Here is a 16,473-nt window from a genome sequence, read left to right on the forward strand (position 1 = left end):
CAGGGGGGGGTGGTTCCGAGGCGGCCGCCCCGGACCGGAACGCCGCGCGCCCCGGGGGGTTTGGGGCGGGCGACCGTCCGATCGGTGAGGAGAACCGGAGCCGCAAGCTCCGGGTGTGTGCGCTAGGGCACGGCCAGGGCGGAGCCGGAGAAGCCTCGGTCCGGTGCGGCCCGCAGTCCCCTGTGGGCGGGTGTATCCCTGATCCGGTTAGAACCTACGGCAGGGGATGCGGCTCCGACAGACGGATTCGCGTCCCGCCATCCACCTCGCACACCTTCTTCACACGCCCCCACGGGAACGCCGCAGCACCGGAGTCCCGGTGGAATCCGCCCGTGGGCGGTTCCGGGGCCTCCGGTGCTGCGGCGGTGTCCGCGTCAGACGCGGGAGAGGGCCTGCTCGATGATGTCGAGACCCTCGTTGAGGAGGTCCTCGCCGATGACCAGCGGGGGCAGGAAGCGGAGGACGTTGCCGTAGGTGCCACAGGTCAGGACCAGCAGGCCCTCCTGGTGGCAGGCCTTGGCGAGCGCGCCGGCCGCCTCCGGGTTCGGCTCCTTGGTGGCCCGGTCCTTGACCAGCTCGATGGCGATCATGGCGCCGCGCCCGCGGACCTCGCCGATGATGTCGAACTTCTCGGCCATGGCGCCGAGGCGGGTCTTCATGACCGACTCGATGTGCTTCGCCTTGGCGTTGAGGTCGAGCTCCTTCATCGTCTCGATCGCGCCGAGCGCACCGGCGCAGGCCACCGGGTTGCCGCCGTAGGTGCCGCCCAGACCGCCCGCGTGGGCGGCGTCCATGATCTCGGCGCGGCCCGTCACGGCGGCGAGCGGCAGACCGCCCGCGATGCCCTTGGCGGTCGTGATCAGGTCCGGGACGATGCCCTCGTCCTCGCAGGCGAACCACTGGCCGGTACGGCAGAAGCCGGACTGGATCTCGTCCGCGACGAAGACGATGCCGTTGTCCGAGGCGAACTGGCGGATCGCCGGCAGGAAGCCCTTGGCCGGCTCGATGAAGCCGCCCTCGCCGAGCACCGGCTCGATGATGATCGCAGCGACGTTGTCGGCGCCGATCTGCTTGTTGATCATGTCGATGGCCTGGGCGGAGGCCTCGGCGCCGGCGTTCTCCGGGCCTGTCAGCCAGCGGTAGCCGTAGGCGACCGGCACGCGGTAGACCTCGGGGGCGAACGGACCGAAGCCGTTCTTGTACGGCATGTTCTTGGCGGTCAGCGCCATCGTGAGGTTCGTGCGGCCGTGGTAGCCGTGGTCGAAGACGACGACGGCCTGGCGCTTGGTGTACGCGCGGGCGATCTTGACCGCGTTCTCGACGGCCTCGGCGCCCGAGTTGAACAGGGCGGACTTCTTGGCGTGGTCGCCCGGGGTCAGCTCGGCGAGCGCCTCGGCGACGGCGACGTACCCCTCGTACGGCGTGACCATGAAGCAGGTGTGGGTGAAGTCCTGGAGCTGGGCGGAGGCCCGGCGCACGACGGCCTCGGCGCTCGCGCCGACCGACGTCACGGCGATGCCGGAGCCGAAGTCGATGAGGCGGTTGCCGTCGACGTCCTCGATGATGCCGCCGCCGGCGCGCGCGGTGAAGACCGGGAGCGTCGATCCCACACCGGCCGCGACCGCGGCGAGGCGTCGGGCCTGCAGCTCCTGCGACTTCGGGCCGGGGATGGCGGTGACGACGCGGCGCTCCTGCGGAAGTGCGGTCATGAGGGGCTCCCTGATGATCTTGCGAACCGGACGGTACCCGGCGGATGCGGGGGGCCGTCCGGGCGGGGGGTTTCGGACGCTTGCCTTCTTTCTTCGCAGGCTAGAGCCGATGAGGGGGGCTCGGCATGCGCCATGTGGGCGTTGTCGGAGGAATCCGTTGTCCGCGGTGGACATAGCGGTGGACACCGCGGCGGACGGGGGAGCGGACGCGCGGCGCCCCGCTCCCGCCGCGGACCCGGCCCCGTAAACGGTGAACTCGCCCCGCGGGACCACTAGATTGGCCTGAGAGCGACAGGCGGACTGGCTGGTCAGGGGGCGCACACGATGGACTTCGACGGTACGCGCGACGCACGTGGCACGCATGCCGACCCCGTGCCTCGTCCGGCCGCACCCCCCGGGGTTCCCGCCGTTCCCGGCGGCGCTCCGCCCAGGCCCTCGGGCCCGCCGCCCGTGCCCGCCGCCCCTCCGGCGCCCCGGGGGACCGTGCGCGACTGGCTCAACGCGCCCCGCCCCGACGCCGCCCTCGGGATCTGGCGGTACGGATACGTCGCCCCCAAGGCGTCGAAGGAGCGCGGGCGTCTGCCCTCCGTGACGATCGTCGGCCTGGTGCTCCCCCTGGTGATCGGGCTGATCGTCTGGTCCCTGTGGCGCCGGGGGAACGTCCCCTACCAACTGGTCGTGCTGAAACTGTTCACGCCGGACGACTGGTGGTGGGGCGGGACGACCGCGCCGAAGTCCTGGCAGGGCGTGGACGCGATCGTCGTCTACGACGGCCTCTTCTTCGCAGCGCTGGTCTACGCGATGGGACGCCTCGGGAGCTGGCGCGAGATCGCCCACCACTTCGTCGTGCGGCGCGCGCAGCCCGGCCGGGCCGTCGTCGCGGCCCTGGCGGCCCTGCTGACCCTGACGTTCGTCTGGCCGGACGCCTTTCCGGGGGTCGGGTGGGACCCCCTGCCGATCGTCAATCCGGTGCTGTCCCTGGTGGCGCTGATCGCCGGCGGTGAGGACGTGTTCGCGTCGCTGGCGATCACCTACGGCCTCTACGCGCTGATCACCGCGCTCGTCCTACTGCCTTTCGCCCGGCTGGGCGGATGGTGGCCGCTCGCCAAGGAGCGGTTCGGTTCCCGGCCGGCCGCGGCGGGCGCCGCGGCGTCACCGGCCGAGCCGGAGGAGCCGTCCGGCCCTCCGGCCGAATGGCCCGAACTGAGGGCGACCGGACAGCGCGAGGCGGCGGAGCTGCTGTCCTCCGAGGTGCTGGGCGAACGCATGAACGACGTGGACTGCGCGCGGATCCTGCGTGCCTGGACCTCGGCCAGACGCGACGGACGGCTCGCCGCCTTCAGCGACACCGTGCTGCGACGGGGCGCCGCCGCCTGGACCCACCCCTCCGGAGACCGCGACCTGCCCGTCCGCGCCGCCTCGCACGACCTGCTCGCGGCCCAGGTGCGGCTCGGCCGGTGGGTCGCCCGGGAGCGCACCCCGCTCGCCTACTCCGGCGCGGGTGCCGCCCTCGGCCCGGCTGCGCTCGGCACCTCGCTCCTGGCCGTCGGACCGGCGGGTTCCGGGAAGACGCGCCACCTCGTGGGGCCCGTCGCCGAGTCCCTCGGACTACAGGCCCTCACCGCGCGCTGCGCCGTCGTCGTCGTGGCCGCCGCCGGGACACCGGTCGGCCCCGACGCCTCGTACGACGTCGTCGTGAAGCTCGGCGACCCCGAGTCGGTCCACGACCTGGACCCGTACGCCGACTGCGACGACGCCGACGAAGCCGCCGCGTTCCTCGCGGAGGGCCTGGTCGGGAGCGCCGACGGCGTCGACGTCCGGCGGGCCGCCACGGCCCTGGCCCAGCTGCTCGGTCCCTACCGGGCCGTGCACGGCGCGTTCCCCACGATCCCCGTGCTGCGCGAACTGCTCGAAGGAGTGCCCGAGCTGCTGGAGCCGCTGCGGCGGGACCTGGCGGCCGGGGGGCACCCCGCGATGCTCCGCGAACTGGAGGCACGGCTGCGGCAGAGCGGCGGCCCGAACGACCCCGGCCCGGTCCTGGCCGACCGTCTGGCGCTGCTGGACCGGCCCGTCTTCGCCGACTTCTTCGGTTCGGGCACGAGCGCCCGGCCGTTCTCGCTCCGGGCGGTGGCCCACCATCCGCTGCGCGTCCGCGTCGATCTGCCGGAACGCGGATACGAAGAGGCGTCCCAGCTGATCACCAGGCTCCTGCTCGCCCAGTTCGCCGCCGTCGTCCGCGGCGGCGACCGGCGCGGCCACTTCGCCTGCCTGGTCCTCGACGACGCGACCGGAGCCCTGACCGCCGAGACGGTACGCCGCATCCAGGGCCTGCGGGCGCACAACGCCGGAGTGGTCCTCGCCCTGCGGACCATCGGGGACGTCCCCGAGTCCCTGCACGGGCCGCTGTACGGCGCGGTCGGCTGCCGCATGGCCTTCTCCGGTGTCACGACCTGGGACGGAGGCCGCTTCGCCGAGTCCTGGGGCACGGAGTGGGTGGAGACGAAGGACGTGGCCCAGCACACCGTCTTCGCCGACCAGCCCATGACCCGGGCCATCCACGCGCTGCGCAAGCTGGTGACCGGCAAGGCGGTGACCACGGACGCCGTGACCGTGCGCCAGGTCGAGCGGGAACGCTGGTCCGCGTCCGAACTGGCCCACGCCGTCCCGCCCGGACACGCCGTGCTGTCGCTGACCAGCGTGAAGGGGGAACACGCCCCGCCGCTGCTGGTGGATCTGCGGGGCTGACGGACGACCGGGACGGCGAGGGGCGCGTAGCGGGTGGAACGCGTGAACACGCGGACCTGCCGACCGGGACGTCCGGGCATGACCGCACGCGGCTACCGTACGGTGAGGCAGAATTGGCAGGGGCCGTTCATACGCAGCGGCCAAAAGATCACAGAGATCGCAGAGATCGCGAAGATCACAGAGATCACGAAGATCGCAGAGCTCACACCGACCTGAAGGCACCATGCCCCTCACGCTCGCCTCGCTCGTCCAGCACTCCGCGCTCAAGCTCACGGTGCGCGCGGGCGAGGACCGCCTGGACGTGCCCGTCCGCTGGGCCCACGTCAGCGAGCTCGCCGACCCCGTGCCGTACATGGAGGGCGGGGAACTGCTGCTGATCACCGCGCTCAAGCTGGACGCGGACGATCCCGAGGTCATGCGGCGGTACGTGAAGCGGCTGGCCGGTGCCGGAGTCGTCGGGATCGGCTTCGCCATCGGGGTCACCTACGACGAGATCCCGAAGGCGCTCGTCGACGCGGCGGACGAGGAGGGGCTGCCGCTCCTCGAGGTACCCCGGCGCACTCCCTTCCTCGCCATCAGCAAGGCCGTGTCCGCCGCCATCGCCGCGGATCAGTACCGGGCCGTCACCGCGGGGTTCGCCGCGCAGCGCGAACTCACCAAACAGGCCCTGAACGAGGGGCCCGAGGGGCTGCTCGCCGCGCTCGCCGGACAGGTCGACGGATGGGCCGCGCTCTACGACGCCTCCGGTTCCGTCGTCGCCGCCGCCCCGGACTGGGCGGGACGCCGCGCCGCGCGGCTCACCCCGGACGTGGAGCGGCTGCGCGAGCGGCCCGCGCCGGCGAGCTCGGTGGTGGGCGGGGAGGACCGCGTCGAACTGCACTCCCTGGGGACGGGACGCAGGCCGCGCGCCGCGCTCGCCGTCGGGACCGCCGGCGCCCTCGGCACCGCCGAGCGCTACGCCGTGCACTCGGCGATCGCCCTGCTGACCCTCACCACCGAACGCTCGCGGTCCCTGCACGCCGCCGAGCAGCGGATCGGCGCGGCCGTCCTCGGGATGCTGCTCGCCGGGGAACCCGACCACGCGCGGGCCGTCGCCGGAGACCTGTACGGCGAACTGCTCGACGCGCCCTTCCGGCTGATCATCGCCGAGTCGGTGTCCGCGTCGGCCGGACGGGCGCACGCCGACGGGCACGCGCGCGTGGGCGCCGCCCCGCCCTCGAAGACCGCCGTCGCCGTGCCGGACGTCAAGGGCGATCCGCTGGAGGGCCTCGCGGAGGTCGTCGAGTCCGCCGCCGTGCGTTCGGGTGAGTCCGTGCTCGTCGTGCCCGACGGGGAGCGGCTGGTCGTCCTCGCCGTGGACGGAGGCGCCGCGGTCGAGGCCTGCGGGGACTACGCCGCGGTGCTGGAGTCCGCGCGGGGCGTTCCGCGCGAGCAGGCCGCCGGGGCCGCCGGGGACGAGGACGAATTCGTCGTCGGGCTCTCGGCACCGGCCGGCCCGATCGCCGCCCGCGCCGCCTACAAGCAGGCCGAACAGGCCCTCTCCGTCGCCCGGCGCCGGGGCCGGTTCCTCGTCGAGCACGAGGAGCTGGCGGCCGGGTCCGTTCTGCCGCTGCTCGCGGACGACGCCGTGCGGGCGTTCGCCGACGGGCTCCTGCGGGCGCTCCACGAACACGACGCCACCGGCCGCGGGGACCTGGTCGCCTCCCTGCGGGCGTGGCTGTCGCGCCACGGACAGTGGGACGCGGCGGCCGCCGACCTGGGGGTCCACCGGCACACGCTGCGCTACCGGATGCGCAGGGTCGAGGAGATCCTCGGGCGGTCCCTGGACGATCCCGACGTCCGGATGGAACTCTGGCTGGCCCTGAAGGCGACGGCCGCGGCGGGGGAGTGAACGGGGCCTCCCGCCGTCGGCGGCGGTTCGCCCGGCACGAGGCGCGCGGCCTCGGACGACCAGTCCAAACCGGCGCACCCCGCCCTCCGACTGCTACGCGTCGGACAAACGCCCCGTGATGGTCCCGGCCCTACCGTGGACGGGAAAGCGCAGCACCAGAGACACCCCTGTCGTCACCCCCAACACGGAAGGGCCGGGACTCGCACAATGACTTCCACCCACGCCTTCTGGCTCGCCGGCCGCCAGGCCACCGGCGAGACCGCCTTCGACGTCACCTCGCCGTGGGACGGCCGCCTCGTCGGTCAGGTCAGCGTGCCCACCGAGGCCCAGGTCGAGGAGGCCGTGGCCGCCGCGTACGCCGTGCGCGACGAGTTCGCCGCCACCCCGGCCCACGTACGCGCCGCCGCCCTCGACCACGTCTCGCGCCGGCTGGCCGAGCGCACCGAGGAGATCGCGCAGCTCATCTCCGCCGAGAACGGCAAGCCGATCAAGTGGGCCCGGGGCGAGGTCGGCCGCGCGGTGTCCGTGTTCCGTTTCGCCGCGGAGGAGGCCCGCCGCTTCAACGGCGGCGAGGCCCAGCGCCTCGACACCGACCTCGGCGGCCAGGGGCGGCTCGCGCTCACCCGCCGCTTCCCCAAGGGTGTCGTCCTCGGTATCGCGCCCTTCAACTTCCCGCTGAACCTGTGCGCCCACAAGGTCGCCCCGGCGATCGCGGCCGGCGCGCCCATCATCCTCAAGCCGGCGCCCGCCACCCCGCTCTCCGGCCTGATCCTCGGTGACCTGCTCGCCGAGACCGAGCTGCCCGCGGGCTCCTGGTCGATCCTCCCGGTCGCCAACGACAAGATGCCCGCCCTGGTCCAGGACGAGCGCCTGCCGGTCATCTCCTTCACCGGTTCCGAGACGGTCGGCTACGCGATCATGGACTCGGTGCCGCGCAAGCACTGCACCCTGGAGCTGGGCGGCAACGGTGCGGCCGTCGTCCTCGCCGACTTCGCGAGCGACGCGGACCTGGACTGGGCCGCGACCCGGATCGCGACCTTCTCCAACTACCAGGGCGGCCAGTCCTGCATCTCGGTGCAGCGCGTGATCGCGGACGCCGCGGTGTACGACCGCCTGCTGCCGCGCATCGTCGCCGCCGTCGAGGCCCAGGTCACCGGCGACCCGTCCGACGACGCGACGGACGTCGGCCCGCTGGTCAGCGAGGCCGCCGCCGAGCGCGTCGAGTCGTGGGTGGACGAGGCCGTCGCGGCCGGCGCCACGCTGCTCACCGGCGGCAAGCGCGACGGCGCCTCCTACGCCCCGACCGTCCTCGCCGACGTCCCGGCCGGTGTCACGATCTCCTGCGAGGAGGTCTTCGGACCGGTCCTGACCGTGCAGAAGGTGGACGGCGAGGCGGCCGCCTTCGAGGCCGCCAACGACTCCAAGTACGGCCTCCAGACGGGTGTGTTCACGCACGACCTGCAGACCGCGTTCCGCGCGCACCGCGCCCTGGAGGTGGGCGGCGTCGTGATCGGCGACGTCCCGTCCTACCGCGCCGACCAGATGCCGTACGGCGGCGCGAAGCAGTCCGGCGTCGGCCGTGAGGGCGTCAGGTTCGCGATGGACGACTACACCTACGAGCGCGTGCTCGTCCTGACGGGTCTCGCCCTCTGACGAAGACCCACCCGGCGCCACCGGCCCGAGCCCACTGTGCGGGGGCTCGGGCCGGCGGCGTCTTCGGTGGGGGATAGGGGGCGGGACATGGCCGGAAACGGCATGCCTGGTGACAATCGTTTTCAGCTAACGTCGACGGAGAAGGGGCCCGGCACCGATGCCTTCCGGTGCCGGACCCCTGTGCCGGCTTCTCCGGACCCTCAACCGGAGAAGCCGACGTGCGCGAGCCGCACGGGGCCGCGCAGTCCGAGGCGGACGTCGTGCACACCGTCGACGGTGAACGCGGCGGTGAGGGCGTGGTAGTCGTAGGGCCCCCGCGTCCCGCCGACCGGGAGTTCGGCGACCGGCCCGGTGTCCGACGGCTCTTCGGAGGCCGGTCCGCCACTCGACGGGCTCCCGGGTACCGACGGTTCGCCGCTCGGCGGGATCCCGTGTGCTGACGGCCCGGTACCCGGCGGGAGCTCCGGCGTCCACGGCCCCCCGTCCAGCGACACCTCGACGGTCCCCTCGCCCGCGGCCTCGACGACGACCCTGGTGACCCCCTCCCCGAAGTCGCACGCCCGGTAGAGGAGTTCGCCCGTGCCGCCGTCCGCCGGGGTCACCGCGTCGCCCGTCGTCCTCGTGCGGTCGACGATCGCGACGCCGTGCTGCTCGTCGAAGTCGGCCGCTTCCAGGCCGCGTTCGCGGACCGGGCGGAACGCGCCCGGCTCGCCGTCGAGTTCGACGGTCGCGCCGAGCCGGATGTCCTCGCCGGACGCGCCGACCAGCAGTTCGTACGCGCCCGGTTCCAGGCGTCGGCGGCCGAGGGACACGTCCCAGAACTCCAGCGCGGTGAAGGGGACGCGGAAGGTCACGGTCGTCGACGTGCCCGGGGCCAGCCCGAGTCGGCGGTGCCCCGCCAGTTCGCGGCGCGGGCGGGGCACGGACGGGGCGGCCGCCCGGGTGTAGAGCTGGACGACCTCGTCGGCGGCGACGGTCCCGGTGTTCGTCACGGTGCAGGAGACGGTCAGCGCGTCCGCCTCCCGGCGGACCCGCAGGTCCGTGTAGGCGAACGACGCGTAGGACAGCCCGTGTCCGAAGGGGAACAGCGGGGTCCCCTCGAAGTAGAGGTAGGTCTGCCGGCCGCCGATCACGTCGTAGTCGAGCAGATCGGGAAGGTCGGCGTCCGCGGCGTACCAGGTCTGCGGGAGGCGGCCCGCGGGGGAGACGTCCCCGGCCAGGACGCGGGCCAGCGCGGTGCCCGCCGCCTGGCCGCCGTGCGCGGTCCACAGCAGGGCGGGCAGGCCGGTGTGGTCGACCGCGTACGGGTAGGAGGAGACCAGCGCCAGCACGGTGTCCGGGTTCACCGCGCGGGCGGCGTCCAGCAGCCGTTCCTGGTGGGCGGGCAGCCGCAGCGTCGTACGGTCCTCGGTCTCGCGGCCGTCGATGTGCGGGTCGTTGCCCGCGACGACGACGACCACGTCGGCCGAGGCGGCGGCGCGCGCCACGGCGTCCTCACCGCGTTCGGTGAACTCCACCTCGAAGACCTCGGCCTCCCGGGCGTCCTGCCCGGCAACCTTCACGCCGTCGGCGGCGACACAGACGTATCCGCCCGTTCCGAGGTGCTTCAGGAGGTGGCCGCCGCCATGGGCCGCGGAGGGTTCCAGCCGGAAGGTCTCCTGGACGACCCAGCCGCCCGGCTGGTCGGCCGAGGCGCGCAGGAACCCGTCGTCGGCGACCGACAGGTAGCGGCCGTCGGGGGCGCGCAGGGTGAGGACGCCCTCGCGCCAGTCGATCAGCGCCAGTTCGGTGCCGACGGCGTCGGTGGTCAGCGGGGGCAGGTCGGTGCGGCCCGCGATCAGCGCGGGGTCGAGGGCACCCCCGTCGTCCCGCGGCCCCTCGGGCGGGTCCTCCACGGCGGGCACCGCGAGGTACCGGCCGGACGAGGTACGCAGGCGTACGCGGTCCACGCCCTCGGCGAAGTCCACGTGCTCGGCGCCGAAGCGCTCGTACAGGCCCTCCAGCGGTGTCGACCGGTGGATGAGCGTGCCGCTGTACCAGTCGAGCTTGCACTCGTCGGCGAGCAGGCCGACGACGGCGAGGCGGGCGCCGGGGCGCAGCGGCAGCAGTCCGTCGTTCTTGAGCAGGACGATCGCCTGTTCCGCGGCCTCCCGGGCGAGCGCGCGGTGGGCGGGCGTGTCGAACTCCCCGGTGCCGGCGTACGGGTCGAGGTCCGGGTCGAACTCGCCCAGCCGGAAGCGCACGGCGAGCTGGCGGCGGACGGCGGTGTCGATGTCGGCCTCGGTCAGCAGGCCCCGCTCCAGGGCGCCCCGGACGCGTGCGGTGATCCGGGAGCCGTCCGTGCCGTGGTCGGTGAAGCTGTCGACGCCGGCGAGGAGCGCGGCGGCGGTGGCCTCCTCGTGGGTGTCGAAGTAGTGCTCGGAGTCGACCAGGTTGGAGGGCGCGCCCGCGTCCGAGCAGACCAGCAGCTCCTGGTCGGTCCAGGCCCGCAGCTGCTCGCGCAGATACGGCGAGAGGTGATTGGGGCGGCCGTTGACCAGGTTGTACGCGGGCATCACCCCGGCGACGGCACCGGCCACCACGGTGTCGCGGAAGGCGCGCAGATCGTACTCGTGCAGCACGCGCGGCCGGACGGAGGAGGACGAGGTGTCCCTGGCGGTCTCGTTGTTGTGCGCGAGCCAGTGCTTGAGGACCGGGGCCGTGCGCCAGTAGACCGGGTGGCCGCCGCGCAGCCCGCGGGTGTACGCGGTGGCGACGGCGGAGGTGAGTGCCGGGTCCTCCGAGTAGCCCTCCTCGTTGCGGCCCCACAGCGGGTGGCGCAGCAGATTGACCGTGGGGGACCAGACGTTGAGGCCCACGCGGTCGTCGCGTGCGCGCATCGCGCGGGCCTCCGACGACACGGCCTCGCCGATCCGGCGCACGAGGTCCTCGTTCCAGGTCGCGCCGAGCCCGACGGCCTGGGGGAACACCGTCGCCGGGCCCATCCAGGCGACCCCGTGCAGGGCCTCCTGGCCGGTGCGGAAGGCCTGGATCCCGAGCCGCTCGACGGCGGGCGCGAACTGGTGCAGGAACGCGATCCGTTCGTCCAGGGTCAGCCGTGCCAGCAGGTCGTCGATGCGCTTCGCGAACGGCAGGCTCGCATCGCGGAAGGGCGGCATGGATGGCGTCTCTGCGGTCACGTGGTGATCCCTTTGCGGTGGGGCGTCGAAGTGCTTTCGAAGCGCTTCGATGCTCGATCGACCGAGGGGTGGGTGTCAAGACATCGGCGCGCACCACCTCCGTTTCCCGTCGGCCACATCAAGTGCCGCAGGGAGAAGCCCTGTTGTCGGTCGCCTCCGAGGAATCTTGGGATCGGCCCTTGTGCACCCCCAGGCGTTCACTTAACCTCGCAGCAACATCGAAGCGCTTCGACTGTTGGGCTTCCCTCTCTCAGGGCGCAGCCTCCGAGGACCGCTTCAGCTCGGGCAGATCCACTCGAGACACCGCAGCCGACGGCCCCACCGCCGGGTGTCCTGCTGTGCGCCACGAAGGGTTGACGCAATGACGCCGAACTCCGCCCCCTCCGCCCCCAGTCGGAGAAGCTTCCTCGCCTCCACGGCGGTCGCAGCGGCCGCCGTGGCCGGCGGAACGCCCCTGCTCACCGCCTGCGGCGGCGGCCAGGACGGCAACAAGGACGGCACCACCTCGGGGAAGGACGCCCAGAAGATCCTTCCGGCCTTCGTGGCGTCGAGCGTCGTCACGCCCGACCTTCCGTCGAAGAACGGATCGGCGGCCGGGTTCACCCGCGCGATCGACCTGAAGGCGCTGAAGACGTCCGTCCCGAAGAAGCTGGGCGGCGGCAGCGACCTGAAGATCATGTCGCCGTTCTGGGGCAGCCCGCCGGCCGGCGACAACGCGTACTACACGGCCATGAACGAGGCCATCGGCGTCAAGGCGACCTGGCAGAACCAGGACGGCAACACCTACGACGAGAAGCTGGGCGCGATCCTCGCCTCCAGCGACATCCCGGACGTGGTGGTCGTCCCGGGCTGGAACCTGAACGGCAAGATACCGAGCGCGATCAACGCCAAGTTCGCCGACCTCGGCCCGTACCTGTCGGGCGACAAGGTCAAGGCCTACCCGAACCTCGCGGCCGTCCCCACGGACGCCTGGCAGCGCTCCATCTTCGGCGGCCGGCTGCGCGCGATCCCGATGCCCGCCTCGTACGTCACGAACATCGCGCCCTTCTACCGCAAGGACGTCTTCGCGAAGAAGGGCTACACCCTGCCGAAGTCCCCGGACGAGTTCCTCGCCTGGGCGAAGGAGGCCACCGACGCCAAGGCGAAGGTGTGGGCCTGCGACGACCTCAAGTGGACGGCCTTCAACATCTACGGCGTCCTCAACGGCAGTGACAAGGCCCTGTGGTGGGACCTGCGGGACGGCAAGCTGGTCAACCGGATCGAGACCGACGAATACCTCGAAGCCCTGGAGTGGACGCGCAAGCTGTACGCGGCCGGTGTCGTCCACCCCGACGCCAAGGCCGTCAAGGGCGACGCCTCCAACCGCTTCACCGCCGGCCAGTCCCTCGTCTTCAACGGCGACCTGTCCTACTGGTACGGCTCGACGGCCGAACAGCGCACCCAGAAGACCGACTTCGAGATGGGCGCGTTCGACATCTTCGGCCCCGACGGCGGCGACCCCACGCTCTGGGCGACCCAGCCCGCGGGCATCTTCACCTTCGTCAGCAAGACCGCGTCCGAGCGGCAGATCAAGGACTTCCTCGCGCTCGCCGACTTCTGCGCGGCCCCGTACGGCACCAAGGAGTACATGCTGACGGTGTACGGCGTCGAGGGCACCGACTACACCGTGAAGAACGGCCTGCCCACCAAGACCACCAAGGGCACCAACGAGGTCAACGGCGCCTACGACTACACCGGTGACCCTGCCGCCTACCTCGCCCACCCCGACCTGCCGGAGATCGCCAGGCTCCAGGTCGAGTGGCAGCAGCGCATGGGCGCCTTCACCAAGAAGTCCTCCTTCTACGGCCTGACCATCACCGAACCCAACCGGTGGACCAACCTCGCCAACGACTTCGAACAGCTGGAGGACGACGTCGTCCGCGGCCGCAAGAAGATCGCCGACGTGCAGCAGGCCGTCGCGGACTGGAAGAGCAAGGGCGGCGACGACCTGCGCGCCTGGTACAAGAAGCTGCTCGACGACAACGGCTCCGCGGCCAAGTGACCCAGGACTGAGGCAAGGAGAAGGCCGTGTCCCACAGCACGGTGCCTCGGAGCAGGGCCGGGGCCAGGGCGGGCAGGAAGGCGCCGGACGGGAGCCCGCCCGAGGGCGCCGGCGGACGGCGGGCCGCCGGGAGCACCGGACGGGGCGCGGGAAGGCCGGCCCTCCGGCTGCGGTTCAGGCGCGACCGCGCCCTGATCCTGATGACCCTGCCCGCGATCGCGCTGCTGCTCGTCTTCACCTACATTCCGGTGCTGGGCAACGTCGTCGCCTTCCAGGACTACGACCCGTACCTGAGCGACAACGGCTTCGTCGCGATGTTCGAGAGCCCCTGGGTCGGTCTGGAGAACTTCCGGCGGATCTTCGAGGACTCGGCGTTCTGGCACGCGGTGCAGAACACGTTCGTCCTGTTCCTCCTCCAGCTCGTGCTCTACTTCCCGGTCCCCGTCGCCCTCGCGCTGCTCATCAACAGCGTGGTCAGACCCCGGGTCCGGGCCGTCGCCCAGGCGGTCATGTACCTCCCGCACTTCTTCTCCTGGGTCCTCGTCGTCACCGTCTTCCAGCAGATCTTCGGCGGGGCGGGCATCATCGCCCAGACCCTGCGCCGCCACGGCCACCAGGGCATCGACCTGATGACCGACCCGGGGATCTTCAAGTTCCTGGTGACGGCCGAGGGCGTCTGGAAGGACGCGGGCTGGGGCATCATCGTCTTCCTCGCGGCCCTCTCGGCCGTCCCGCCCGACCTGTACGAGGCCGCCGCCATGGACGGGGCCGGACGGTGGCGGCGCATGTGGCACATCACCCTGCCCGCCCTGCGCCCGGTGATCGCCCTGCTCCTGGTGCTGCGCGTGGGCGACGCGCTCACCGTCGGCTTCGAGCAGCTCCTGCTCCAGCGCGACTCGGTGGGCCCCGGCGCCGCCGAGGTCCTCGACACCTACGTGTGGTGGAACGGCATCCGCAACCAGGACTTCGGCTACGCCGCGGCGGCCGGACTGATCAAGGGGGTGGTCGGCCTGGGGCTCGTCCTGACCGCCAACAAGGTCGCCCACCTCATGGGCGAGCAGGGGGTGTACGAGAAATGACCGCCGTGACGCCCGGTACCCGCGCCCGGTCCGGCCGATGGGCGGCGCCGCCCCGCCCGCCCTGGGAGGAGAAACCCTCCAGGGCCGGCCTCGCGGGCAAGGGACTCACCCTCGCCCTGGCCGCCCTCGCGATCCTCTTCCCGCTCTGGATCGTCGTCGTCACCAGCCTCCAGTCGAAGCGGACCATCGACGCGGCCGGCGGCCTGGTCGTCGTCCCCAGGGGCTTCACCCTCATCGCCTACGAGGAGTTGCTCACCGGCGGCCAGGTGCAGCGCGCCGCGCTCGTCAGCGTCGGTGTGACCCTGACCGGCACCCTGTTCAGCATGGCGGTCTCGGTCCTGTGCGCGTACGGACTCTCACGCACCGGATCGCTCGGTCACCGCTGGTTCCTGATGCTGCTGCTCGCCACGATGTTCTTCGGCGCGGGCCTCATCCCCACCTATCTGCTGGTGCAGGCGCTCGGTCTCACCGACAGCTATCTGGCGCTGATCCTCCCCAGCGCGGTGAGCGTCTTCAACATCCTGGTGCTGCGGGCGTTCTTCATGGGCATCTCGCCCGAACTGATCGACAGCGCCCGCATCGACGGCGCGGGCGACTGGCGCATCCTGTGGCGGATCGTGCTGCCGCTGTCCCGGGCGGTCCTCGCGGTCATCTCGCTCTTCTACGCGGTCGGTTACTGGAGCGCCTGGTTCAACGCCTCCATCTACCTGACCGACCAGGACATGATGCCGCTCCAGAACGTCATGATCCAGCTCGTCCAGAAGCAGGAACGCCCGGTCGGGCTCGCCACCCAGATCAACACCGGACAGCTCTCCCCGCTCGCCGTGCAGATGGCCGTCATGGTGATGGCGCTGCTGCCGGTCGCGGTCCTCTCGCCCTTCGTCCAGCGGCACTTCAAGAAGGGCATGCTCACCGGCGCCGTGAAGGGGTGACCTCACCGAGGCACCCGGCGCCCCCGGCTCGTCGCGGCTGACCTGCTCCTGACCGGCGGTCGGCCGCGGCGTACCACCCCCGTCCCTCCCTCACCCCGATCGAGGTGGCCCATGCGCACGCCCCCCGGAACCGGCCCGGAGTCCGGGCGGCCGTCCCTGAGCGACGCCACCCGGGGCCGCATCCTGTTCGGCGGCGACTACAACCCCGAGCAGTGGCCCGAGGAGACGTGGACCGAGGACGTCCGCCTCATGAAGGAGGCCGGCGTCAACTCCGTCACCCTCGGGGTCTTCTCCTGGGCCAGACTGGAACCACGTCCGGGGGCACGGGAGTTCGGCTGGCTGGACCGGCTGATGGACCTGATGCACGAGCACGGCATCGGCGTCGTGCTCGCCACCCCCACCTCCTCGCCACCGCCCTGGCTGGGCCGACTGCACCCCGAGACCCTGCCCCGGGACGAGGACGGCCGCACCGAGTGGTGGGGCTCCCGGCAGCACTTCTCACACTCCAGCGCCGTCTACCGCCGCCGCGCCGCCGCCATCACCGAGGACCTGGCCGCCCGCTACGCGAGCCACCCCGCCCTCACGATGTGGCACATCAACAACGAGTACTGCACCTTCGACTACGGCGACGAGGCGGCCGCCGCCTTCCGGCGCTGGCTCCAGGACAGGTACGGCACCGTCGAGGCACTCAACACGGCCTGGGGAACGGCCTTCTGGGGCCAGGGCTACGACGGCTGGCACGAGATCCTCCCACCGCGCCACGCGCACTACATGAAGAACCCGACGCATGTCCTCGACTTCAAGCGCTTCACCTCCGACATGCTCCTGGAGTGTTACGCCGCCGAGCGGGACATCGTGCGCCGCCACAGCCCCGGCACCCCGGTGACCAGCAACTTCATGCCGATGTGGGTCGGTCAGGACGCCTGGCGATGGGCCGTGGAGGAGGACGTCGTCTCGGTCGACCTCTATCCCGACCCGCGCGATCCCCTCGGCGCGCAGCACGGCGCGCTCGTCCAGGACATGACGCGCTCCCAGGCGGCGGGCGGCCCCTGGATGCTCATGGAGCAGGCGGCCGGAGCGGTCAGCTGGCGCGGGGTGAACCGCCCCAAGCCGCGCGGGCTCAACCGGCTCTGGTCGCTACAGGCCGTGGCGCGCGGCGCCGACGCCGTCTGCTACTTCCAGTGGCGCCAGTCCCGGCAGGGAGCGGAGAAGTTCCACTCCGGGATGATCGGCCACGCGGGGGA

Annotated in this window: 9 protein-coding genes; 7 read left to right on the plus strand and 2 right to left on the minus strand. The window is 72.3% G+C overall.

All coding sequences use genetic code 11. The features are described 5' to 3' along the window. Positions 1–374 precede the first annotated feature (374 nt). Positions 375–1,709 (minus strand): 4-aminobutyrate--2-oxoglutarate transaminase, encoded by a 1,335-nt coding sequence (gabT, locus tag CW362_RS39495; RefSeq protein WP_103554416.1) that lies wholly within the window; start codon positions 1,707–1,709, stop codon positions 375–377. Positions 1,710–2,033: 324 nt separating this feature from the next. Between gabT and CW362_RS39500 the strand changes: the two genes are divergently transcribed. From CW362_RS39500 to CW362_RS39510, 3 genes are all read left to right on the plus strand, one after another. Beyond that, on the plus strand, positions 2,034–4,454 hold the full coding sequence (locus CW362_RS39500; protein ID WP_103554417.1) for a type IV secretory system conjugative DNA transfer family protein: 2,421 nt from the start codon (positions 2,034–2,036) through the stop codon (positions 4,452–4,454). A gap of 223 nt (positions 4,455–4,677) precedes the next feature. Continuing rightward, positions 4,678–6,345: a PucR family transcriptional regulator gene (locus CW362_RS39505; RefSeq protein ID WP_103554418.1), complete on the plus strand. Its 1,668-nt coding sequence runs from the start codon at positions 4,678–4,680 to the stop codon at positions 6,343–6,345. 207 nt (positions 6,346–6,552) lie between these two features. Next, positions 6,553–7,998 carry an aldehyde dehydrogenase family protein gene (locus tag CW362_RS39510; RefSeq protein WP_103554419.1) on the plus strand — a complete coding sequence of 482 codons (1,446 nt, stop codon included), beginning with the start codon at positions 6,553–6,555 and terminating at the stop codon, positions 7,996–7,998. Positions 7,999–8,198: 200 nt separating this feature from the next. Here CW362_RS39510 and CW362_RS39515 read toward each other — a convergent pair whose 3' ends face one another. Next, complete coding sequence (locus CW362_RS39515) at positions 8,199–11,177, minus strand: glycoside hydrolase family 3 C-terminal domain-containing protein (protein ID WP_240658292.1); 2,979 nt, start codon at positions 11,175–11,177, stop codon at positions 8,199–8,201. Positions 11,178–11,538: 361 nt separating this feature from the next. Between CW362_RS39515 and CW362_RS39525 the strand changes: the two genes are divergently transcribed. The 4 genes from CW362_RS39525 to CW362_RS39540 form a co-directional block, all read left to right on the plus strand. Further along, positions 11,539–13,218, plus strand: coding sequence for a type 2 periplasmic-binding domain-containing protein (locus CW362_RS39525; RefSeq protein WP_103554420.1), 1,680 nt, complete (start codon positions 11,539–11,541; stop codon positions 13,216–13,218). A gap of 26 nt (positions 13,219–13,244) precedes the next feature. Continuing rightward, complete coding sequence (locus CW362_RS39530; RefSeq protein WP_103554421.1) at positions 13,245–14,297, plus strand: ABC transporter permease; 1,053 nt, start codon at positions 13,245–13,247, stop codon at positions 14,295–14,297. Next, positions 14,294–15,229, plus strand: coding sequence for a carbohydrate ABC transporter permease (locus CW362_RS39535; RefSeq protein ID WP_103554422.1), 936 nt, complete (start codon positions 14,294–14,296; stop codon positions 15,227–15,229). The genes CW362_RS39530 and CW362_RS39535 overlap by 4 nt, the downstream gene beginning before the upstream one ends. Before the next feature lie 111 nt (positions 15,230–15,340). Further along, on the plus strand, positions 15,341–16,473 hold a 1,133-nt coding region (locus CW362_RS39540), incomplete at its 3' end, for a beta-galactosidase (protein ID WP_206301208.1).

It is taken from the genome of Streptomyces populi (assembly GCF_002911015.1).
GTDB classification, from domain to species: Bacteria; Actinomycetota; Actinomycetes; order Streptomycetales; family Streptomycetaceae; genus Streptomyces; species Streptomyces populi.

Excerpts from the sequence above, each read along its gene's own strand:
- gabT (WP_103554416.1), bottom strand. The coding sequence starts at position 1,709 with ATGACCGCACTTCCGCAGGAGCGCCGCGTCGTCACCGCCATCCCCGGC.
- CW362_RS39500 (WP_103554417.1), top strand. The coding sequence starts at position 2,034 with ATGGACTTCGACGGTACGCGCGACGCACGTGGCACGCATGCCGACCCC.
- CW362_RS39505 (WP_103554418.1), top strand. The coding sequence starts at position 4,678 with ATGCCCCTCACGCTCGCCTCGCTCGTCCAGCACTCCGCGCTCAAGCTC.
- CW362_RS39510 (WP_103554419.1), top strand. The coding sequence starts at position 6,553 with ATGACTTCCACCCACGCCTTCTGGCTCGCCGGCCGCCAGGCCACCGGC.
- CW362_RS39525 (WP_103554420.1), top strand. The coding sequence starts at position 11,539 with ATGACGCCGAACTCCGCCCCCTCCGCCCCCAGTCGGAGAAGCTTCCTC.
- CW362_RS39535 (WP_103554422.1), top strand. The coding sequence starts at position 14,294 with ATGACCGCCGTGACGCCCGGTACCCGCGCCCGGTCCGGCCGATGGGCG.